This is a genomic window from Cupriavidus sp. FW306-01-F10A, assembly GCF_058782785.1.
In genome coordinates, this window is sequence record NZ_JBYSYA010000007.1 from 141,362 (window position 1) to 161,004 (window position 19,643).

Genomic DNA, 19,643 nt, shown 5'->3' on the forward strand with positions numbered 1-19,643 from the left:
CTTGGGGGTGGAAGTCCCCTACACACCCGGCAAGGGGAAGTGTTAGCCAGAGGCAAGGGTTCCCCGGGCGACTGGGGGTCTGAAGGAAGCCCGAGGCAAAGCGCTGGCCTGACGAACAGGAAGCGGATACGAGGCGACGCAGCGGGGTGAGGCCGCCAAAATAGCCAAAGCCCAGTACTTGCACGGAACGATGCGGCGTATATCCGACAGGCATAAGCGTGAAGGTGGGTGCGTCATACCCGGGGAGATCTGCACTGCTGCCATGGTGTGCTACCGGCGTCGAGAGGCGCTGGGATGGCGGTGCAGAAGTCAGCAGAGGCTATATTAGGCGCGCAGTTGGCGCTGAAGGGCCGAACACGAACGAGCGCGATTAGGACGACAGACCTCGATGCTTACCGACGAAGCCCAAATGCACGAACGAGTGCAGCCCACAGCGGAGGAAGGCGGGCGGAACCTGCCTGGGCCGATGGGGGTGCGGAGGCTGGCACGGCGGCTGTTGGGCAAACGAAAGCGCAGGCGCCATCGCTGATGGAGGCGGTGGTCGAGAGAAGCAACATGCGGCTGGCGTACCGGAAGGTGGTCGGCAATGGCGGCGCGGCCGGGGTGGATGCCCTGGAGGTGACGGCGTTGCGGGACTGGCTGAAGGTGAGTTGGCCGAGCGTCAAGGCGGCGTTGCTGGCCGGCCAGTACATCCCGCAAGCGGTGCGTGCGGTGGACATTCCCAAGCCCGCGGGCGGGGTGAGAACACTGGGCATCCCGACGGTGGTGGACCGGCTGATCCAGCAGGCGCTGCTGCAAGTTCTCCAACCGATCTACGAACCGGGGTTCTCCGAGTCGAGCTACGGCTTCCGGCCGGGGCGCAGCGCCCAGCAGGCGGTCTTGCAGGCACAGCGGTACGTGCAGGAAGGCCGGCGCTGGGTGGTGGACATTGACCTGGAGAAGTTCTTCGATCGGGTCAACCACGACATCCTGATGGCGCGGGTGGCCCGACAAGTGAAGGATTCCCGGGTGCTCAAGCTGATCCGGCGGTATCTGGAAGCGGGGCTGATGCGTGGCGGGATGGTCGAGGCAAGGAGGCAGGGCACGCCGCAGGGCGGGCCGCTGTCGCCACTGCTGTCGAACATCCTGCTGACGGATTGGGACCGTGAACTGGAGAAGCGGGGGCTGTCGTTCTGTCGCTACGCGGATGACTGCAATATCTACGTCCGAAGCAAAGCGGCGGGGCAAAAGCTGTTGGCTGGGATGACGGCGTTCCTTGCGGAACGGCTGAAACTGCAGGTCAACGAAGGCAAGAGTACGTGCGGGCGCCCGTGGGCGCGCAAGTTCCTGGGCTACAGCGTGACCGCACATCGTCAGGCCAAGCTGCGTATCGCCCCGGAGAGTCTGCAAAGACTGACCGGGCGAATCAAGGAGCTGATGCGTAAGGGGCGAGGAAGGAGCCCGGCTCACACGATAGCGGTGCTGAATCCGGTGCTGCGCGGGTGGATTGGGTACTTCCAATACACGGAAGCGAAAGGCGTGTTGGAGACACTAGACGGGTGGGTGCGGCGGCGGCTGCGCTGCGTAATGTGGCGGCAAGCCAAGAGCCGCGCTACCCGCACTGTGATGCTGCGTCGACAGGGCTTAACGGAGGACCGCGCGTGGCGCTCGGCCCGCAATGGGCAAGGCCCATGGTGGAATGCCGGGGCCAGCCACATGGGCGCAGCCTATCCAAAGAGCTACTTCGACGCCATGGGGCTGGTCTCGCTGCTGGATACTCAGCGGCGCTTGCAGTCTCGTTCGTGAACCGCCGTATGCGGAACCGCACGTACGGTGGTGTGAGCGGGCTGAGGGGGCGACCCCTCACCCGACTCGATGTTCTTATATGAACGCGCCCCGTGGCTGGCCTTCCGTCGATCCAGGAGGTCGTTTGCTGGCTACTGGGGCGAAGTGCTGACGGTCGCGGCCGAGGCGGCGGGCATTGCCGCACTGGTGATCGACGGCGGCGTACGCGATATCGCGGCACTTACCGCGCGGTGACGGCGTAAGCCCGCGTGTTTAAGCGATTCATGCCGCCACGCAAAAGGAAGCTGGACGCACCAGGCCCGAGATGCAGTCCTATGGTAAGGTTGCTGGCATGAGTTTACGGACTTTCAACCAGTGACGCATGGGCCGCAGCCATGTGGTGCTGGGAGAGTGATGCAGCGTGAGTGATGCGAAGCAGGATGCGCGGCGCGCGCCGCCGACTGAGAGAGTTTCAACCAGCAGGGCTTTGCGCCTGAGCGTGCCGCCAGAGGCCAGGCCTGCGCCGGTCAACGGGAAAGACTGGCTGCGGCAGAGGAAAGAGCAATTGCAGGCTGCCCGTGCCGCTGCCAGGCAAAGGCGCGATCTGCTAAGAGCCGAAATCATGTCGGCCGTGCAAGATGTTGCCCGAGAGGAACGCACTGCCGCGCGGCTGGAGGCTGAACGCCTGAAGGCGGAAGCCAAGACCGCGCGGGCCTACGCGCGGGAGGATGCACGCGCCGCCGCCAAGTTCGAGCGCGGCCAACCAACCCGCTCGGCGTCCAAACGAAAGACGCTTGCCAATGAGAAACGCAAGCTGGTTTCTTACGCTGATCTGTTGCGGATGCGTGGGTGATCCGGTCATTCCATGGGCCTTGAAACGGACGGTTAATCCGATCCGCCTGCGGGAGCTGACTATCTGCCCTTGGTCAAGGGCCACTCCCCGCCGCGGCCAGACTGCCTGATAAAGCGCGCTGCGCAACATCGCGCGATTCATGGATGGTGCGGGGGCAAACGCGATACGTGGCGTTCCATCAATTCGCCCACCCAATCGATAAACACCCTGAGCTTCACGCTGACGTGCCTGTTCGGCGGATAAACGACGTACATGGGCATGGGATCGAGGCGCCAGCTCTCCAAGACCGGCACTAGCTGGCCGCGCGCCACATATTCCCGGGCCATGTAGTGCGGTAGCCAAAGGACACCTACGCCGGCGAGACCCGCCGCGAGATAGGCATTGCCATCATCGAGCGCGGCCAGATAGCGGCCTCGGACACTGATGCTCTCGCCATCGCGTTGCATCGTAACCGGTGCGACCTTGCCGCTGCTGGCTCCCAGGAATCCGACGATGCGGTGGTGGGTGTCTTCCAGTTCGCCCGGATGCATGGGTGTGCCCGCTTGCTCGAGATAGCCGGGGGCCGCGTAGACACCGAGCCTTAGCTCGCCCACGCGGCGCGCTTGCAAGGAGGAATCGGTCAACTCCCCACCCCGCAATACGCAATCCACGTTGTCGCCAATCACGTCCACCATCCGGTCGCTGACGCCGATGTGAAGCTGGAATCGACGCTGACGCATGGCTCTACGGCTTCCAGTTTGAGATCAAGGTGATCGCCAAACTGCCTGGCCCGGTGTCCGACTAGCTGAGCGGAAGCGTTGCCACGGAAGAGGGGAGCGCCGTAGTGTAGGGGACCGGATTCGTCAGACTGCGTTTTCCGAAAGAGTTATTAGCTAATGACGTCGCCGTGCGCCCGCCCAAGAACCGGAATTAACGAGACTGCGCTGACGAGAATAGCTGGACTGCACGGCAGACGCCATTTGACGCAGATTTATTCGCTCTCCAAAGCGAAAAAAGGGGACATCGCCACCAATGCCCCTGCCACGTCAGAAGATATGTTTGATGCCGGCAACCACGCCGGTCTGGTTGACACCTGGCGCTACGGTTGAAGCGGTCGCGGCACGTCGACGTTAGATGCCAAGCCTTGCCAACCTAGTCGTCCCGGCTAAGAACGTGTGTCACCAGACGAGCGAGCGTCGCATTGAGCAACGCACGTTCCTCCTCGGTCAGGATCTCTTGCGTGTCAGCGGCGATGTCTTTGGCCGCAACGTCGACTTTGTCATAGACGGCCTCTCCAACCGGCGTCAATCTCACCTCAACCACTCGAGCGTTGGTCGGGCGCTTATTCCTCACGGCAAATCCGCGTTGCTCAAGCTGATCAACGATGCGACTCACCACCGACTGCTCGATGATCGTCTCCTTGCATATCTCCCCGATTGTCGCAACTGACACCCATCTCAAGTGCTGCATCACGCGGAACTGCTGAATGGTGATCTCGACGGGACGTAGCGCCCGCGAAAGCCGGGCGTTCATTGCGTTCATCAACCTGCTGAGGTTGTAAGGCAAGTAACCCGACACGGGCTCGAGATCGCGCGATTGGATGTTGGACGTTCTTCGCATAGCGGCACCGATTGTAGCACTGGGAAGGCCGTCTGAGCGTGCTCTGCCACGATTCTATGCATACACATGTTTTGGAAGTATGTGTTGCTACGTGATTTTATTAGGTGTAAACGATATGTTAAGTCTAAACAAATGTAATTGCATATGTTGCGGACGTGCGGTAACTTTCCTCACCGAACAACAAGACGTCTACCCCGACAAAAGTGGTGGAGGAACTTATGAACAGAGCTTGGCCCTTGGTCCCGGCAGTTGGTGCGCTTGCGTCTGCAGTAGCGACAACTACTGCATTTGCGCAGTCGACGGTCACCGCATATGGCGTATTCGACACTGGAGTCGAGTACGTGAATCGCATTGGCAGCGCCCACGACAGTGTGGTTCGAATGCCAAGCGCGACCGGCACGGTGCCTTCACGTTGGGGACTTCGTGGCTCGGAAGACTTGGGCGGCGGCCTGAAAGCGAATTTCCAGCTCGAAGGTGGATTTGGTCCCGATACCGGTGCCTTGCTAAACGGAGGGCGGCTCTTCGGTCGCCAGGCGTGGGTAGGCGTGGCGGGGTCCTGGGGCCAAATTAGCGTGGGCCGTCAGTACACGATGAGCCTCTGGTCGACTGCAGACCCGGACGTACTGGGGCCGAACATCTACGGCACCAGCAATCTCGACGCAAACCTCGCCAATCCCCGCTCGGACAACTCCGTTGCTTATCGCGGCAAATTTGGCGGCCTGACGCTCGGCGGCACATACAGCTTTGGCAGAGATACGGTCAACGCGGGTCCAAGCCTGGCCGGCCAGAACTGTGCTGGAGAGAATCCTTCAGACCATCGCGCGTGCCAGCAGTGGACCGCGATGGTGATGTACGAAGGAAGTAATTGGGGCGTCAGTGCAGCTTATGACGCGATGAGAGGCGGGCCGGGCGCATTCGCCGGCCTCTCATCAAGCGGCATGCGAGATACCAGGATGATCTTTGCGGGCTACGCCATCCTGGCCCGCGCAAAAATGGGTGCCGGACTCCTGCGCCGGGATAACGACGCAAGTCCAACTCCTCGGAGCGATCTCTGGTGGGCCGGGGTTGCCTACGACATTACCCCCGCCATCACGCTCGGGACACAACTGAGCTGGCTTGACTACCGCCATAGCGACAACCGCTCAATCCTCTTTGCTGTTCGAGGCCTGTATAGCTTTTCCAAGCGTACTTCTGTCTATGCGACGGCTGGCTATATCGATAACGGGGGAACACTCACCAACTCAGTCAGCGCCGGCGGGCCGGGCTCGACCTCCCCGGGAGGCAACCAGCTTGGGGCCATGGTCGGCGTCAAACACATTTTTTGAGTTTGTCCTGGCACTCCGATGCCGGGAAAGAGTAACCGGGCAAGCGCCCGCAGCAATAGAGGTAAAAAAATGTCAGTACGGCATGTTGAAATTTCAGGGGCAGGCTTCGCAGGTCTGACCGCAGCAGCGGCATTTGCGCAACGCGGCTGGACAGTTCGGGTGCATGAGCGAGCCTCCAGCCTCCGCACAGCCGGGGCTGGCATCTTCATCTTTGAGAATGGATTGAAGGTGCTGCAAGCTATCGGTGCGTATGAAGACGCAGTGCGCGGTGCGCACTTGACGCCGGCTCGAGAGACGCGCAACGCGGAAGGCAAACTCCTTGCCCGTCATCCATCCAGCCCCAACCAACGTGTATTCACGATCGTGAGGCAGCAACTGCTGGAAGCAGTCGCTGCCGCAGCCCGGCGCGCCGGGGCGCAAATCCTGATGGGTTCCGAAGTGGTGAGCGCAACTCCCGCGGGGGTAGTGGGGCTAAGTACGGGAGAGATGGCCAAGGCGGACCTCATCATCGCAGCAGACGGCGTGCATTCACATATTCGGGACAGCCTGGGACTTGTGCGGTCACGTGTGAAACTCGGGGATGGTGCAATTCGTGTTCTTCTTCCGAGGAACAACGATGCCACAGATGCTAAAGCGGAAATCGTCGAACACTGGTCCGGCAAGCGCCGGCTCCTGTATGTGCCTTGCAGCCAGGACTGGTTGTATCTGGCACTGACAACGCTCAACTCGGATGTTGAGGGAAAAACGCTTCCGCTGAATGTCAAAGCCTGGGGCGACTCGTTCCCGCACCTACGTCCGCTCATCGATCGAATTCGCCACGAAGGGCGATGGGACGAGTTCGAAATGATCCACCTTCATCGCTGGTCGTCGGGCCGTGTGGCGGTAGTTGGCGACGCAGCACATGCCCAGGCTCCCAATCTCGGCCAGGGTGGTGGGTGCGCAATGATGAATGCGTTGGGGTTAGCCGCAGCGGTCGAGAACGAGGCTGATATCCAGATCGCGCTGCAAGAGTGGGAGGCCCGCGAACGGCCACTGACCGAACATACCCAACGCGTTTCCAAGCTCTACAGCACCGTCGGGCGCTTGCCGGACTCTCTGCGCAGCGTCGCCTTCAGCTTTGCGGGACGCTCGCGCTGGCTGGTACAGCAGCGCATGCGCACCGCAAACCACTGTCCGACGGGAGCCCTCTGATGGCGTTCGATAGATTGCCCGAGTTGCCGGCGATGCTGCATCCCGGAGCGGATGAATATGCGAAAAAGGCCCTTGCAGCGTCTCGCATTGCCGCGAACCAGATGCTGTTTGCGGGCGACCTGCCATACGGCGAAGACCCCTGGCAAAAGCTCGACATATACATTCCCCGCGATACCGACAAGACAGACAAGGGACTGCCGGTCCTATTCCTCCTTCATGGCGGTGCGTGGATGAACGGCTTCAAGGAGTGGATGGGCTTCATGGCCCCGGCGGTTGCCTCTGCACCCGCGATGCTTGTCTCCGCATCCTATCGGCTTGCACCGGCCGTTCGCATGGAAGAAATCGTGGCTGACTGCTTCCGCGCGCTGTCCTGGGTGCATAAGAACATCGCTGAATATGGCGGCGACCCGGACCGCGTCTATGTTGGCGGTCACTCCGCCGGCGGGCATCTGGCGGCAATTCTGGGCTTGCGCCCAGATCTGATGAGCGCCTACGCCATTCCATCCGATGTAGTAAAGGGATGTTTCCTGATCAGTGCGGCACTAGATCTCTCCTTCCTCACCTCGCCGTCTACCGATGCCGAAAAAAAACTCGGCGATGCGCTAGGGCCGGGGGCTTCTGTGTGGAGCCCGAAGGCATTCGTGCATAACGCCAAAACGCCCTTTTATCTGAGTTGGGGCGAAAGCGATTTCCCGCGGACGGTGACGCAGAACCAGGAGTTTGTGGCCATCCTGGAGCAGAGAGGCGTTCCCGTTTGCTGGGACCAGGTTGTCGGACATGATCATTTTTCAGTCCATCTGGCGAGTGGTGCTCCAGACAGCGCCTGGGCCAAGCGAATCGGTACATATCTAAATAGGAGGAATCCATAATGCAGCAACAGCGTCTCGACGGCATCTTTCGTCCACGTCGCCTCGGTCACGTCAATTTCATCGTTGCGAGCCTGCAGCGTTCAATCGATTTCTATCAGCAAGCCTGCGGACTGAACTTGGAGTTCACCGAGAGCGGCATCCGCGCCGGCTTCATGGGTGTAGGGCACACTCCGCATGACGTTGGCATGATCGAGCAGACCTATGAAGCCCGATATGGCCGGGACGGGCACCTGCAAATGCCCAGGGGCGTCGCGAGCAAAATCGGACTGAACCATCTCGCGTGGGAAATGGAGTCAGAAGCAGTATTGGTCGCAGCTTGGGACCGTGCTGTGGCCGAAGGGAAGTCTCAAACGCCAAGGACTGTAGATCATCAGATTGCGCGTAGCGTCTATCTCCGCGACCCTGATGGAAACATGAACGAGTTCTACGCGGATACGATCAAGGACTGGCGTGCGGTCTTGCATGGTGACATCGAACTGATTACCTCGTCCTGGATACCCGGTGCGCCAGCACCAGCTGCCGATCCTCGTTGGCACCCCAATCCCGAAACACGACGCTTTGATGGCGGGGTGATGCAACCCAGAAGGCTCTCGCACGCTGTCCTGGTTACCCAGGATCTTGGGCCAATGGTCGAGTTCTATACGTGCATCGCCGGCCTCGAGATTGTTTGCGATACACCCGACATTGTTCTGTTGCGTCCATCGGCGACCCCTTCTCCCTATCAATTGGCCCTCGTTCTTGGCGAGGAAAAGGGTCTGCACCACTTCGGCTTCGAGGTTGAGGGCAGCACGAGGTGGGAGGAAAGTGCGAAGCGCCTGGATGCCCTTGGGTACCAAGTCATTGCTCCGATCTCCGGTCCGCTAAAAACAAGTCTGTTTGCAACCGACCCTGACGGGTATCGCGTGGAGTTTTGCGTACCGAAAAGCCGAGATCTGGAGCAACTGCAAGGTGTTCGGGATCCTCTCTACCTGGTGTGATCCTCACCGCGTAGATATCGCCAGGCCGCATCCGACCATGCGGCTGGTAATGACAATAGACGACTGAAAGGACTGCACAATGAAAGCAGCCGAATACTCGATGGCGAGGGATATCAACTATCGCCACTCTGCTCACGATTCGCAAGGCGCGATTATTGCCAGACTCGAACGCCTGCAAAAATCCTCGCTGCAGATCCGAGCGCGCTTGTTGATCGGCCTGGCTACGTTCTTCGACGGGTTCGACGCCCTTGTGATCGCAGCGACACTACCCGTTCTGATCAAGGAGTGGGCGCTGTCTCCCGCGCAAATTGGAATGCTTATCGCTGGGAGCTCGGTAGGCGCCCTGCTTGGCACGCTGGTCTTTCCCCAGATCGCAGATCGCTTCGGACGGCTCAAGGCAATCACGATCAGCACAGGGATCATTGGGCTCGGCAGTATCGCGTGTGGCCTTACTCATTCATTCGAGGTATTCCTCATAATCCGGGTGATTCAAGGTGTCGGCATTGGTGGCGAACTACCTGTAGCTGCTACCTATATCAACGAGATCGCGCGGGCACACGGTCGCGGCCGTTTTGTTCTCCTGTACGAAGTCATCTATCCGATCGGCTTGCTGATCTCGACTATCGTCGGAGCGTGGATGGTGCCCCGCGTCGGCTGGCAGTCTCTGTATTTCGTGGGAGGTCTGCCTTTGCTGCTGTGCGTCCTGATTCCCTGGCTGGTGCCCGAGTCTCCGCGCTGGCTCGCTGGGAAGAATCGCTTTGCCGAAGCTCATGTGGCGATGCAGCGTTTCGAGGCTTCCGTCCGAGGCATTCTGGATGTGCCGGAGGATGGCGCGCGCTACGACAAGTTGCTCTCGAAGATGCCGAAGCGCCGCGTGCGAGACCTGTTCGGTGCTGCCTACGTACGCCGTACCCTCGTTATTGCGCTACTGTGGGCAGCCTGCGGATTCATCCAGTCCTGCCTGACGACATGGCTACCTACCATTTATCAGACCATCTACAAGGTGCCGCTGCAAACGGCGCTGAATCTCGCGATCGGGTGTTCTGCCTTGGGCGTGATTGGCTCCATCGTGTGCGCGGTATTGGTTGACAGGGTTGGCCGGAAGCCAGTCATCATTTGGGCTTTCTTCGCCTGCGCTACCGCACTCATCCTTGCTGGCCTGATGGTCAATCAGTCAGTCTATGTCGTAGCGACGCTTTGCTCGATCGCGTTTGGTCTGCTTGCGTGCGGGTTCATCACGGTGTTCGTCTATACGCCGGAAATGTATCCGACGAGCGTTCGTGCGCTCGGATGCGGCCTTGGCGGCGTATGGTCAAAGCTTGCGGCGATTTCTGGTCCGATGGTCGTGACGCAACTCGTAGGCCTTGGTCTACTCAATATGGCCTTCTATTGCCTTGCAGCGGTAACACTTGTCACTGCGGTTACTGTTGCACTGATCGGCATCGAGACTCGGGGCAAGGTGCTGGAGGAACTGGAGGCGTAGGGCGTTACGTGGCAGGCGGCGGCACGCCAGGATGGCCACCGCCGCCGTCAGATTCTCTTAAGCCACCGGCCCGAGCCGAACATTCTGGTGCGGACGAAAGAAGTTGGCCGGGTCGTATTTGTTCTTGATCTCGACGAGCCTTTGGTAGTTCTCCCCATAGGCGGCCCGTACCCTGTCCGTCCGGCGCCTGGCTCGCAAACGCATGGTAGAACGCGCAAGGCGTGTTGCCACCTTGAACCCAAAGTCGGCTCACCACTGCATTGCTGTAGCCACCACGCCTCAGGCGACCGCACCCGGCGGCGCATGGCGTGCCAGGAAGCGGTCCAATTGGCCAGCGAACGCCTTGCTGTCCTGCTGGGCGTACGGTGCCGGCCCGCCGGTATCAACGCCTGAACTGCGGAGTTGTTCCATCACCTCGCGCATCGTCAGGCGCTCCTGGATGTTCTCACGGCTGAACCAGCTTCCTCGCGGGTCGAGCACAAAGGCGCCCTTGTCAAGGGCGGCGGCGGCAAGCACGATGTCCGCCGTGATCACAAGGTCCCCGCTGCTGACCAGCTCGACGATACGGTCATCGGCGACGTCGAAGCCCGCAGGCACTTGCAGTGACTTGATAAAGCGCGAAGGCGGCGTGCGCATGTACTGGTTGGCAACCAGCGTGACGCACACTTCGACACGTTGTGCGGCCCGGTACAGCATTTCCTTGACGACAACCGGGCAGGCGTCCGCGTCAACCAGTACTTGCATCGCGATACTTCCAATGGGGGAGGAGCGCTCATATTACTGCCTGCGCGTCCCGTTCGCTTGTTATTCGGCCAACGCCTGGTCACCTGGGCGGCGCGTCGGATGCTGCCCAACTCGACCGCCTTGGCGAACATGGCGATCGCCCTGAATTCGTTGACCGGCATGGCAATCTCCCGGCTTGGAAGCCGATTATCAAGTTTTTCTTGTAACTGATGCAAACGGGAATGGCCTAGTTGGTTGAGACAGTGGTCTTTACAGTCCCGGGTATCGGACCAATTGGACGGGAGACCACCATGCACAAGCGACAACTCGGCCGTTCTGGCCTGGAAGTTTCTGCCCTGGGCTTCGGCTGCATGGGGCTGAGTTTTGGTTACGGCCCCGGACTGGAACGTGCGGCGGCGGTCCAGATGATCCGCGACGCTTTCGAGCGCGGGGTGACCTTCTTCGATACCGCCGAAGCCTACGGTGCCCTGAACGAGGAAATGGTTGGCGAAGCCTTGCAGCCGATTCGGGATCAGGTTGTCATCGCCACCAAGTTTGGCTTCAAGGACGGCGAGGCCACCAAAGGCATGGACAGCCGCCCCGAGCGCATTCGCTCCGTGGTGGAAACTTCCCTCGAGCAGGGCAATTTCGGCGACTTTACGGTCGCCCGCATTACCGACATGCCTGCCTTCGACGTGCACATCGTGCCCAGTGCCGATGCGCCGACCGGCATGGGTGAACCAGGTCTGCCACCGCTTGCGCCGGCGTTCGCGAATGCCATCGCGCGGCTGACCGGCAAGCGGCAGCGCGGCCTGCCTTTTCAGCTATAGCCATACGCGGGTATCAGCGAGCCACCGCTCGGGCTCTGAGGGTGCTGACATGCTTCTTGATTTTCGTGTTCTTCTTGCCTTGCCACTCATCTGCACAGCGGTCTTCGGCGGCAACGCTCTCTCCGCGCCGCTCGTGCTCCAGGCCCAGGGCAGCTTCGCGGTCGGCGGCACTGTCGTGCGTAGCCCGGGTATCTATGAACTGGGTAAGGCTGGTCCTGACGGACAGACGCTCCATGGTGACCATGCGCGCGTGGCTTACCAGATCCCCGTGAACCCGCGCAAGCTGCCCCTGGTGATGTGGCACGGATTTGGCGAGTTTTCGAAGACGTGGGAGACCACCCCCGACGGTCGCGAAGGATTCCAGACCATCTTCCTGCGCCGCCGCTTTCCGGTGTATCTGCTGGACCAACCGCGCCGGGGCGGCGCGGGCCGAAGCACCGTCGCCGCGCGAATCGCCGCCGAACCGGATGAACAACGCTGGTTCAATATGTTCCGCCTGGGCGCATGGCCGGACTTTTACCGCGGCGTGCAGTTCTCGAAGGATCCGGAGGCACTGAACCAGTTCTTCAGGCAAATGGTGCCGGATACCGGGCCGTTGGATAACCAGGTGGCGGTCGATGCCGTATCGGCGCTCTTCCACCGTATCGGCCCCGGCATCCTGGTCACGCATTCCTACAGCGGCGGGCTGGGATGGCAAGCGGTCATGCGCAACCCGGCCATCCGCGCCGTGGTGTCTTACGAACCTGGCAGCGGCTTCGTGTTTCCGGAAGGGGAGGTGCCTGCGGCAATGCCAAGCCTCACCGGACCCTTGGCCGGCGTGGCGGTGACGATGGCGCAATTCAAGTCGCTCACGCGCATTCCGATCGTGCTCTTCTACGGCGACAACATCCCGACCCGGCCTGGCGCGGACCCGGGGCTGGACAACTGGCGCGTGCGGTTGGCGATGGCGAAGCTGTGGGTCGATGCCGTCAATCGCCATGGCGGCGACGCCAGGCTGGTTCACTTGCCGGACCTCGGGGTACGCGGGAACACGCATTTTCCGTTTTCGGACTTGAACAACCTGCAGGTGGCAGATCTGATGCAGGCGTTCCTGTCGGAGAAGGGGCTCGACTAAATAGAGCAGTCAATCCAATAGCTTATAGCCGGCAATTTTCCCTGGCGCGAGCGGCATGGGTTCCTGGACGTAGGAAGTAACCGCAAGCGCCGCCGGCGCCTCTTCACGCATGCCGGCCACCCCTCATGATCGCGCTGGCTGTGTCGACCACGGCGGCCAGGGCAAGCATGGCGATGATCACCGTGCAAGCCTGGGGCAGATGGAACAGGGACAGCTCGAAATACAGCATCTGCCCAAGTCCGCCGGCGCCGACAAAGCCAAGGATTGCCGCCACGCGGATATTCGTTTCCCAGCGGTACAGGATGTAGGCCAGGAACTGGGGCCATACGCACGGCAGCGTCCCGTACATGAAGACCAGCGCGGCAGGAGTGCCCCCTTCCGTCAGCGCGCGGGCGGGTGCGCGCGGCGCATTCTCCAGCGCCTCGGCGAACAGGCGCCCGAGCACGCCCGCGGTATGCAGTGCCAGGGCGAGGGTGCCGGCAAACGGTCCAAGGCCGACTGCGAGCACGGTTAGCGCAGCCCATACCAGCTCGGGGATCGAGCGCAACAGGTTCAGTAGCAAGCGCGACAACGCGCGCAGCGCATCGCCGTAGAGCCCGGAAGCCGGTAGTGCCAGGCCAAAGCCCAGCACCGCCGCACACAGCGTGCCCACCGCGGAAACCGCGAGCGTTTCGAGCATGCTGCCAGCGGTTCTGGCCAGAAAGGCGGGTGACAGCTGCGGCGGGAAGAACGTCAGCAGGAAGCGCGCCATCTCGGCTGCAGCGTCCGCGGAAAAAAGCTGGCCCAGATCGAGCGACAGATACGCGAAGCTGCCCGAAACCGCGGCGGCCACCGCGATCAGGGTGAGCAGGCAGCGCATGCAGAATTGAGCGGCCTTGACTTTGTGCGCCATGATTCAGTCGAGCAGCTTGCGCAGGTGCGCGCTGAGCGCGTCCGCCAGCAGGACCAGCAGCAGGAACACTAGCAGGATGGTCGCGGCTTCCCCGCCGTTGAGCAGTTTCATGGCCTGGTCCATCAACTGCCCAAGTCCGCCGGCGCCAACGAAGCCCATGACCACGGAAGCCCGGATGGCACATTCCCAGCGGTAGACGGTGTACGAGACCAGCTCCTGCGCGGCATGGGGAAGCAGCCCATAGAACAGTGCCGCCAGGCGCCCGCTGCCGCTGCCAAGCAGGGCATCCACGGCGCGTTTGTCGCTGGATTCGAGGATTTCCGCATAGACCTTTGCCAGCATGCCGCCATAGGTGATGGCCAGAGCGAGCACGCCCGCCGCCGCCCCCAGGCCGAGGGCCCGCACGAAGACCAGTGCCCACACCAGCTCCGGCACCCCGCGCAGCAGCAGCACCAGGGCGCGCACGCCAGCGCGCACCGCCATGCGCGGCTTGCGTCCCCGGCCGGGGCCGATGCGCGACACCGACAGGCTGCCCGTCAAGGCCACGGCCAGAGGTGTTGCGATCACAAAGGCGAGCGCAATGCCAGCGGTGGCGATCGCCAGCGTTTCCAGCGTGGCGTTGACCACAAGCCCGAGGAATCCGGGCGAAACCTCGGGGGGAAGGAAGTTGCGCACGAAGGCGCCCATCACCTTGAGGTTTCCGGTGTCGAACAAGGCTGAAGGGCTGAACCGGGACAGCTGCAACAATGGCCACAGCAGAAGCAGCGCGACCACCAGGCCGCTGGCGCGCCGCAGCGCCTGGGGATCGCGCGGGTGGGCGGTCATCGGCACGCAGGCCTGGGTCGGGTATCGCCACCGATGGCGGCGCTCGCACCCGCCGCGATGCTCATCAGGGCCTGGCTGCCCTGTACCGGTGGCGATGCGCTTTCGGAGGCATAGAGTTCGCGCAGCAGCGCGTCGGTGACGCGCTCGGCCGGCAGGTCGAAGGCGATCTCGCCCGCCTTCAGGCCGACGATGCGGGGAAACCAGCGCAGCGCCAGGTCCACTGCGTGCAGGCTGGCGACCAGGGGCACGGCGCGTGTATCCGCTTCCTTGCGCAGCTCGCCCAGGGTGAGGTTGGCCAGCACCGGGTCCATCGCCGAGACCGGCTCGTCCGCCAGGATCAGATCCGGGCGCTGGTAAAGCACGCGGGCGACGCCCACGCGCTGCAGTTGGCCGCCCGAGAGCTGGTCGCAGCGGTCGAACAGGCGGTCGGCCAGCTCAAGGCGGGCGAGCTGTTCGCCGGCACCATCGATGTCTGCCGGATAGACCAGCGACAGCAAGGATTTCCAGGCGGGCCAGATGCCCAGGCGGCCGGCAAGGATGGCGGTGATCACGCGCTGGCGCGGCGGCATCGGCGGCGCCTGGTGCACCATGCCGATGCGGCAGCGCAACTGCCGCAGGCGTGCGGCGGACACCGCCCAGGGGCTTTGCTCCAGCACCTCCACACGGCCCTCGCTTGGCCGCAGCGACGTTGCCAGCAAGCGCAGCAAGGAGGTCTTGCCGGCTCCCGACGGACCGATGACGGCGATGGGCTCGCCGCGGCCGGCCGCCAGCGTGATCTGGCTGAGCGCACGCTGTCCGTTGGCGTAGCTGATGCTGGCGGCGTCCAGGCGGAAGCTCATCAGACCGGCATCACTGGATCAGGCCCGCGGCCCGGGCTGCGGCCTCGATGCCGTCGTAGTTTTCCGGCCGGGTGGGAATGTACTTGGCGGTCCGCTGCAATGCCATGATCTCCCGGTGCTCGGGATTGGCCGGGTCAAGCCGCAGGAACGCTTCGGTCAGCTTCTTGCGCAAGGCCGGATCGAGCCCGCCGCGCACGGTCCAGTTGTAGTCGTAGTAGGGCGGTGTGACAGCAAATACCCTGACCTTGGCGGGATCCACCTTGCGTTGCTCCACCAGCTTGTCCCACACCGAGGCATTGAGCACGCCGGCGTCGGCCCTGCCGGCCTGCACGAAAGCCACCGTCGCATCGTGGGCGCCAGAATAGGCGACCGTCTTGAAGTCCTTGTCCGGGTCGATGCCCGCCTGCAGCAGGAAGTGCCGTGGCATCAGGTGGCCGGAGGTAGAGGACGGCGCGCCGAAGACGAAGGTGTGGCCTTTGAGGTTGGCCAGTGACTTGATCGCGCTGTCGGCGGTGATGAACTTGCTGGTGAACGCGGCATCTTCCTGGCGCTGGACGATGGGGATGGTGGCTCCCTTCGTCCGGATCTTGCTCTGCACATAGGTAAAGCCGCCCAGCCACGCCATGTCGATCTTGCCGGTGGCCAGCGCTTCGACCACCGCAGCGTAGTCCGTGACGGGCACGAACTTCACCTTCATGCCGGTTTCCTTCTCCAGGTAGTTGCCAAGCGGCGCGAACTTGCGCTGCAGTTCGGTGGGGGACTCGTCGGGAATGGCCGAGACCTTCAGGACAGCCTGGGCACTGGCGAGGCCGGCAAAGCCCAGCAGGGTCAGCGCGGCAAGGCGCTTAAGCAACGGCAACACGGGCGGCACCTTGCGTCATTTCTCCGATCACGGCAGCGTCTGCGAAGCCTTCCCGGCTAAAGATCTCCAGGATCTCGTCCACGGCTTCCGGTGCGCACGACACCAGCAAGCCGCCGCTGGTCTGGGGATCGGTCAGCAGTGCCTGCTGGCTTGGCGTGACCGACGTGGACAGGTCCACCTCGCTGCCGTAGCTGACCCAGTTGCGCCCCGATGCGCCGGTCACCAGCCCTTCGGCGGCCATGCGCTCGACCCGCGGCAGCAGTGGAATCCGCCCCATGTCCAGCCGCGCGCTGACGCCCGCGCCACGACACAGCTCCAGCAGGTGGCCGAGCAGGCCGAAGCCGGTCACGTCGGTCAGCGCGTGGACAGCCGGCAATTCGGCCAGCAGTCGGCCGGGCGTGTTGAGTTTGGTGGTGCAGGCAATCAGTTCCTGATAGCCAGCCGCGTCGAGCTTGTCCTTCTTCACCGCGGCGGACAACACGCCCACGCCCAACGGCTTGCCGAGGATCAGCTTGTCACCCGCCTTGGCGCCGCTGTTCTTCTTGACCCGGTTCGGGTGCACCAGACCAAGGACCACCAGCCCGTAGATCGGCTCAAGGGAATCGATGGTGTGGCCGCCCGCGACCGGGATGCCCGCCTGGGCGCAGATCGATTCGCCGCCTTCGAGGATCTTGCCGATGACCTCGGGCGGCAGCTTTTCGATGGGCATGCCGACCAGCGCCAGCGCCATGATCGGGGTTCCGCCCATGGCATAGACGTCGGAGATGGCGTTGGTGGCGGCGATACGCCCGAAATCGTACGGATCGTCCACCACCGGCATGAAGAAGTCCGTGGTGGCGATCAGGGCCTGGCTCTCATTGAGCTGGTAGACCGCCGCGTCGTCGCTGGTTTCCTTGCCGACCAGCAGGGCTGCCGGAGCAGGGAAGCCGACCGAATTCCTGAGGATTTCAGAAAGCACACCGGGGGCGATCTTGCACCCACACCCGCCGCCGTGGGAAAAGGCGGTGAGCTTGATCTTTGCGTTGTCTGGCTGGTCCACTGCGGGGCTCCGAGTCATTCTGGTTTCAAGGCGTCGGCGACAAGTTTACTCACTTCCGCCCGTTCCCGCGCCGGCGCGAACATCGGCGCGCGAATTGCGCATTGCTGCCGCAGGCGGTCCAGGAACCCGGCATCCCGGCTGGTGCGTTCCAGCACCAGTGCCAATTGCGCGGCGTCACCCAACGGAAAATAGCCTTCGTAATCACGGCCCAGCATGCCGACGTTGCCCGGGATGCGGCTGGCCAGCACCGGCACGCTACTGGCGACGGCCTCGATGATCACGTTGGCGCCGCCTTCCATGGCGCTGGAGATCACCATGGCCTGTGCTTTCCGGATGTGCTGCAGGGTTTCGTCATGGGGCAGGTTTCCCAGCCAGACATAGCGCCGCACACCGGGCCAGGCTCGTGCTTCCAGCGCCAGGGCTTCCTGCTGATAGGCGTCATCCAGCGCGCCGCCGATGTGGATCAGGCGCACGCGCGAATCGTCGGGAAGCAGCGAGAGCGCGCGCATGGGCGTCAGCGGGTCTTTTTCCGCCCGCATGTGGCCGACCAGCACGACCTCGAAGTGATTCTGGCGGGGCGCCGCGGGCGCGCATGCCGGGGCAGACTGGTAGATCACCCGGCACCGGGCGCGATGCGCGGCCGCCAGTTCGGCCAGCCCTTCGTCCTGCAGCACCACCAGGTGGGTGGCGAGTTCGAGCGAGCGCTGGGCCGATGCATCGGTGCGGATGTCGCGGTACAGATCGGTGCCGGTCAGCACGACGATCAGCGCACGATCCGGACAAGCCTCGGCGAACCTGGCGATGGACTCGGCCGAGCGTCGGGCGTGCAGGGCGATGAGGCAATCGGGCAGGGCGCCGCCCGGGCTGGCCGTCGACCATTCAGCGGCCAGCGTGACATCGTAGTCCCCCTGCAGGAACCGGGCCCAGCGATTGGCGGTTTGCCAGTTGCCATTGTTGGCTTTGCGCAGCGCTGGACTGATAATCGCGACGGTGGCCTTGGGAGGACGCATGACGACAGGTTCTGAGGGGGCGGCAGCAAGAAGGATAAACAAGTTCGAGCTGGATGCGGCGTTTGCCGATGCGCACCGGCGCACCTGGGCCGTGCTTGAAGAGCTGTCGCCGTCCCAATGGCAGGTTCCGTATGACGCGGGAATCAATCCGCCCTTGTGGGAGTATGCCCATATCGCCTGGTTCACGGAGCAATGGGTGCTGCGGGAGCCACGTGCCGGCCAGGACGGCTGCTGGGTGGCCAGCCTCCCGTCCATGCTGCCGGACGCCGACCGCCTCTTCGATTCCATGCGCGTCGCCCACCGGGACCGATGGCATCTTGCGCTGCCCCGGCTCTCCGAGATTCGCGACTACGCAGCCGCCGTGCTGGAGCAAGTTCGCGCCAGGCTCGCCACATCGGACGATACGGACGCGGCGCTCTATTTTTTCCGGCTCGCCTTGTTCCACGAAGACATGCATGCGGAGGCGCTGACCTATATGCGCCAGACCCTCGATTATCCGCTGCATGCCCCGCTCGGCATGCCTTCCATTGCGCCAGGCGCCGGCGCGGCAGCCGCGGGCGGCGGCACGTTCCAGATGGGGTTGCCCAGCGGGGCCGACGGGTTCGTCTTCGACAACGAGAAGTGGTCCCACCCGGTCCCCATCGCCCCGTTCCGCATCGATCGCACTTGCGTCAGCAATGCCGCATTTGCGGAGTTTGTGGCCGCCGGCGGCTACCGCGACCGTCAATGGTGGTCCGACGACGGACGCGCATGGCTGCAACAGAGCAGGCTGGCGCATCCGGTGCGCTGGCGCCGGACAGCCGGCGGCGCCCCGGGGCAATGGGCGTTGCGCTGGTTCGGGCAGTGGGTGCCGCTGCCGCTCGAGCAGCCGGTGTGTCATATCAATGCCTACGAGGCGGAAGCCTATTGCCGCTGGGCCGGCAAGCGCTTGCCCACGGAAGCCGAATGGGAGTATGCGGCAACGCATGACCTGATCCGCTGGGGTAGCGCCGTGTGGGAATGGACGGCAGATCCTTTCGTGCCCTATGCAGGGTTCTCGCCCGACCCCTACCAGGAATATTCCGCCCCCTGGTTTCACACGCATCGCTCGGTTCGCGGCGGATCGTTCGCCACCCATGCCCGCATGCAACATCCTCGCTACCGGAACTTCTACCTGCCGCACCGCAGCGACCTCTTCGTCGGATTCCGCTGCTGCGGTTGAGGAAGGGGGGCGTCTTCAGGTGATATCTACTATGCGGCTGACAACGACCTGACGATTGCCGGCTATCGAGCGATGAACCAAGCGGTGGCGACGAGCGAGTTCATGTTCGATATCAGCGGCTACCAGACCACGTTCGTGGCGAGCGCCGCGCTGTTGCTCGTGGCAGCGTTCCCTTGCCCTCCAGGGCGGCGAAGGATAGCGTGGGCAGGATAGCCGTCCCACTGCCGCCCATGCCGAATATCGGTTT

At 62.9% G+C, this 19,643-nt stretch carries 20 protein-coding genes and 3 pseudogenes; 13 read left to right on the top strand and 10 right to left on the bottom strand.

Annotated features, from left to right (window positions below; genetic code table 11):
• The first annotated feature begins 528 nt into the window (after positions 1–528).
• From ltrA to AC3WLF_RS12805, 3 genes are all read left to right on the top strand, one after another.
• A complete protein-coding gene (gene ltrA, locus AC3WLF_RS12795; RefSeq protein WP_492358319.1) occupies positions 529–1,785 on the top strand; it encodes a group II intron reverse transcriptase/maturase in 1,257 nt (418 codons plus the stop codon).
• A gap of 69 nt (positions 1,786–1,854) precedes the next feature.
• The gene (locus AC3WLF_RS12800) at positions 1,855–2,019 is read left to right on the top strand and encodes an RraA family protein (RefSeq protein ID WP_492358320.1); all 165 of its coding nucleotides are present in this window, start codon (positions 1,855–1,857) and stop codon (positions 2,017–2,019) included.
• Positions 2,020–2,185: 166 nt separating this feature from the next.
• Positions 2,186–2,617, top strand: a complete 432-nt coding sequence (locus AC3WLF_RS12805) for a hypothetical protein (protein ID WP_492340470.1) — start codon at positions 2,186–2,188, stop codon at positions 2,615–2,617.
• A 137-nt stretch (positions 2,618–2,754) separates the two neighbouring features.
• Here the strand turns inward: AC3WLF_RS12805 and AC3WLF_RS12810 are convergent.
• Positions 2,755–3,318, bottom strand: a pseudogene (locus AC3WLF_RS12810) (LysR substrate-binding domain-containing protein); the annotation flags it as partial.
• A gap of 258 nt (positions 3,319–3,576) precedes the next feature.
• Between AC3WLF_RS12810 and AC3WLF_RS12815 the strand changes: the two are divergent.
• Complete coding sequence (locus tag AC3WLF_RS12815) at positions 3,577–3,705, top strand: hypothetical protein (protein WP_492318093.1); 129 nt, start codon at positions 3,577–3,579, stop codon at positions 3,703–3,705.
• Between the two features lie 43 nt (positions 3,706–3,748).
• Here the strand turns inward: AC3WLF_RS12815 and AC3WLF_RS12820 are convergent, their stop codons facing one another.
• Complete coding sequence (locus AC3WLF_RS12820; RefSeq protein ID WP_492318092.1) at positions 3,749–4,138, bottom strand: MarR family winged helix-turn-helix transcriptional regulator; 390 nt, start codon at positions 4,136–4,138, stop codon at positions 3,749–3,751.
• Between the two features lie 296 nt (positions 4,139–4,434).
• Here AC3WLF_RS12820 and AC3WLF_RS12825 point away from each other — a divergent pair, with 296 nt between their 5' ends.
• The 5 genes from AC3WLF_RS12825 to AC3WLF_RS12845 all read left to right on the top strand — a co-directional run bounded on the left by AC3WLF_RS12825 (position 4,435) and on the right by AC3WLF_RS12845 (position 10,061).
• Positions 4,435–5,541: a porin gene (locus AC3WLF_RS12825; protein WP_492318091.1), complete on the top strand. Its 1,107-nt coding sequence runs from the start codon at positions 4,435–4,437 to the stop codon at positions 5,539–5,541.
• Between the two features lie 69 nt (positions 5,542–5,610).
• Positions 5,611–6,732: an FAD-dependent oxidoreductase gene (locus AC3WLF_RS12830; protein WP_492357189.1), complete on the top strand. Its 1,122-nt coding sequence runs from the start codon at positions 5,611–5,613 to the stop codon at positions 6,730–6,732.
• A complete protein-coding gene (locus AC3WLF_RS12835; RefSeq protein ID WP_492318089.1) occupies positions 6,732–7,601 on the top strand; it encodes an alpha/beta hydrolase in 870 nt (289 codons plus the stop codon). Before AC3WLF_RS12830 ends, AC3WLF_RS12835 begins: the two co-directional genes overlap by 1 nt.
• A complete protein-coding gene (locus AC3WLF_RS12840) occupies positions 7,601–8,578 on the top strand; it encodes a VOC family protein (protein ID WP_492318088.1) in 978 nt (325 codons plus the stop codon). The genes AC3WLF_RS12835 and AC3WLF_RS12840 overlap by 1 nt, the downstream gene beginning before the upstream one ends.
• Before the next feature lie 79 nt (positions 8,579–8,657).
• On the top strand, positions 8,658–10,061 hold the full coding sequence (locus tag AC3WLF_RS12845; RefSeq protein ID WP_492318087.1) for an MFS transporter: 1,404 nt from the start codon (positions 8,658–8,660) through the stop codon (positions 10,059–10,061).
• Positions 10,062–10,118: 57 nt separating this feature from the next.
• Here AC3WLF_RS12845 and AC3WLF_RS12850 read toward each other — a convergent pair whose 3' ends face one another.
• On the bottom strand, positions 10,119–10,265 hold the full coding sequence (locus AC3WLF_RS12850) for a BBE domain-containing protein (protein ID WP_492318086.1): 147 nt from the start codon (positions 10,263–10,265) through the stop codon (positions 10,119–10,121).
• A gap of 75 nt (positions 10,266–10,340) precedes the next feature.
• Positions 10,341–10,805 (bottom strand): YaiI/YqxD family protein, encoded by a 465-nt coding sequence (locus AC3WLF_RS12855; protein ID WP_492318085.1) that lies wholly within the window; start codon positions 10,803–10,805, stop codon positions 10,341–10,343.
• Positions 10,806–11,095: 290 nt separating this feature from the next.
• Here AC3WLF_RS12855 and AC3WLF_RS12860 point away from each other — a divergent pair.
• From AC3WLF_RS12860 to AC3WLF_RS12870, 3 genes and pseudogenes are all read left to right on the top strand, one after another.
• Positions 11,096–11,425 (top strand): annotated as a pseudogene (locus AC3WLF_RS12860) (aldo/keto reductase); the annotation flags it as partial.
• Positions 11,417–11,614, top strand: a pseudogene (locus tag AC3WLF_RS12865) (hypothetical protein); the annotation flags it as partial. The pseudogenes AC3WLF_RS12860 and AC3WLF_RS12865, both read left to right, overlap by 9 nt.
• Before the next feature lie 49 nt (positions 11,615–11,663).
• The gene (locus tag AC3WLF_RS12870) at positions 11,664–12,728 is read left to right on the top strand and encodes an alpha/beta hydrolase (protein WP_492358321.1); all 1,065 of its coding nucleotides are present in this window, start codon (positions 11,664–11,666) and stop codon (positions 12,726–12,728) included.
• Between the two features lie 103 nt (positions 12,729–12,831).
• On the opposite strand, the gene phnE is transcribed toward AC3WLF_RS12870, so the two are convergent.
• Genes phnE through senB form a run of 6 tightly spaced genes read right to left on the bottom strand, consistent with a single transcriptional unit; the run spans position 12,832 to position 18,195 of the window.
• Positions 12,832–13,620 (bottom strand): phosphonate ABC transporter, permease protein PhnE, encoded by a 789-nt coding sequence (gene phnE / locus AC3WLF_RS12875; protein ID WP_492358322.1) that lies wholly within the window; start codon positions 13,618–13,620, stop codon positions 12,832–12,834.
• A gap of 3 nt (positions 13,621–13,623) precedes the next feature.
• Positions 13,624–14,445, bottom strand: coding sequence for a PhnE/PtxC family ABC transporter permease (locus AC3WLF_RS12880; RefSeq protein ID WP_492318082.1), 822 nt, complete (start codon positions 14,443–14,445; stop codon positions 13,624–13,626).
• The gene (locus tag AC3WLF_RS12885) at positions 14,442–15,284 is read right to left on the bottom strand and encodes a phosphonate ABC transporter ATP-binding protein (RefSeq protein ID WP_492318081.1); all 843 of its coding nucleotides are present in this window, start codon (positions 15,282–15,284) and stop codon (positions 14,442–14,444) included. The genes AC3WLF_RS12880 and AC3WLF_RS12885 overlap by 4 nt, the downstream gene beginning before the upstream one ends.
• Before the next feature lie 10 nt (positions 15,285–15,294).
• Positions 15,295–16,146 (bottom strand): putative selenate ABC transporter substrate-binding protein, encoded by an 852-nt coding sequence (locus AC3WLF_RS12890; RefSeq protein WP_492318080.1) that lies wholly within the window; start codon positions 16,144–16,146, stop codon positions 15,295–15,297.
• Entirely contained in the window at positions 16,130–17,203 is a 1,074-nt protein-coding gene (gene selD / locus AC3WLF_RS12895) for a selenide, water dikinase SelD (RefSeq protein ID WP_492358323.1), read from the bottom strand. The genes AC3WLF_RS12890 and selD overlap by 17 nt, the downstream gene beginning before the upstream one ends.
• Positions 17,200–18,195, bottom strand: coding sequence for a selenoneine biosynthesis selenosugar synthase SenB (senB, locus tag AC3WLF_RS12900; RefSeq protein ID WP_492358324.1), 996 nt, complete (start codon positions 18,193–18,195; stop codon positions 17,200–17,202). The genes selD and senB overlap by 4 nt, the downstream gene beginning before the upstream one ends.
• Between senB and senA the strand changes: the two genes are divergently transcribed.
• Positions 18,194–19,396: a selenoneine synthase SenA gene (gene senA / locus AC3WLF_RS12905; RefSeq protein ID WP_492357182.1), complete on the top strand. Its 1,203-nt coding sequence runs from the start codon at positions 18,194–18,196 to the stop codon at positions 19,394–19,396. The genes senB and senA overlap by 2 nt on opposite strands.
• Positions 19,397–19,643: the final 247 nt, after the last annotated feature.

Excerpts from the sequence above, each read along its gene's own strand:
- AC3WLF_RS12820 (WP_492318092.1), bottom strand. The coding sequence starts at position 4,138 with ATGAACGCAATGAACGCCCGGCTTTCGCGGGCGCTACGTCCCGTCGAG.
- selD (WP_492358323.1), bottom strand. The coding sequence starts at position 17,203 with ATGACTCGGAGCCCCGCAGTGGACCAGCCAGACAACGCAAAGATCAAG.
- AC3WLF_RS12880 (WP_492318082.1), bottom strand. The coding sequence starts at position 14,445 with ATGACCGCCCACCCGCGCGATCCCCAGGCGCTGCGGCGCGCCAGCGGC.
- ltrA (WP_492358319.1), top strand. The coding sequence starts at position 529 with ATGGAGGCGGTGGTCGAGAGAAGCAACATGCGGCTGGCGTACCGGAAG.
- AC3WLF_RS12845 (WP_492318087.1), top strand. The coding sequence starts at position 8,658 with ATGAAAGCAGCCGAATACTCGATGGCGAGGGATATCAACTATCGCCAC.
- AC3WLF_RS12885 (WP_492318081.1), bottom strand. The coding sequence starts at position 15,284 with ATGAGCTTCCGCCTGGACGCCGCCAGCATCAGCTACGCCAACGGACAG.
- AC3WLF_RS12840 (WP_492318088.1), top strand. The coding sequence starts at position 7,601 with ATGCAGCAACAGCGTCTCGACGGCATCTTTCGTCCACGTCGCCTCGGT.
- AC3WLF_RS12870 (WP_492358321.1), top strand. The coding sequence starts at position 11,664 with ATGCTTCTTGATTTTCGTGTTCTTCTTGCCTTGCCACTCATCTGCACA.
- senA (WP_492357182.1), top strand. The coding sequence starts at position 18,194 with ATGACGACAGGTTCTGAGGGGGCGGCAGCAAGAAGGATAAACAAGTTC.
- AC3WLF_RS12830 (WP_492357189.1), top strand. The coding sequence starts at position 5,611 with ATGTCAGTACGGCATGTTGAAATTTCAGGGGCAGGCTTCGCAGGTCTG.
- AC3WLF_RS12855 (WP_492318085.1), bottom strand. The coding sequence starts at position 10,805 with ATGCAAGTACTGGTTGACGCGGACGCCTGCCCGGTTGTCGTCAAGGAA.
- AC3WLF_RS12825 (WP_492318091.1), top strand. The coding sequence starts at position 4,435 with ATGAACAGAGCTTGGCCCTTGGTCCCGGCAGTTGGTGCGCTTGCGTCT.
- phnE (WP_492358322.1), bottom strand. The coding sequence starts at position 13,620 with ATGGCGCACAAAGTCAAGGCCGCTCAATTCTGCATGCGCTGCCTGCTC.
- AC3WLF_RS12835 (WP_492318089.1), top strand. The coding sequence starts at position 6,732 with ATGGCGTTCGATAGATTGCCCGAGTTGCCGGCGATGCTGCATCCCGGA.
- AC3WLF_RS12800 (WP_492358320.1), top strand. The coding sequence starts at position 1,855 with ATGTTCTTATATGAACGCGCCCCGTGGCTGGCCTTCCGTCGATCCAGG.
- AC3WLF_RS12850 (WP_492318086.1), bottom strand. The coding sequence starts at position 10,265 with ATGCGTTTGCGAGCCAGGCGCCGGACGGACAGGGTACGGGCCGCCTAT.
- senB (WP_492358324.1), bottom strand. The coding sequence starts at position 18,195 with ATGCGTCCTCCCAAGGCCACCGTCGCGATTATCAGTCCAGCGCTGCGC.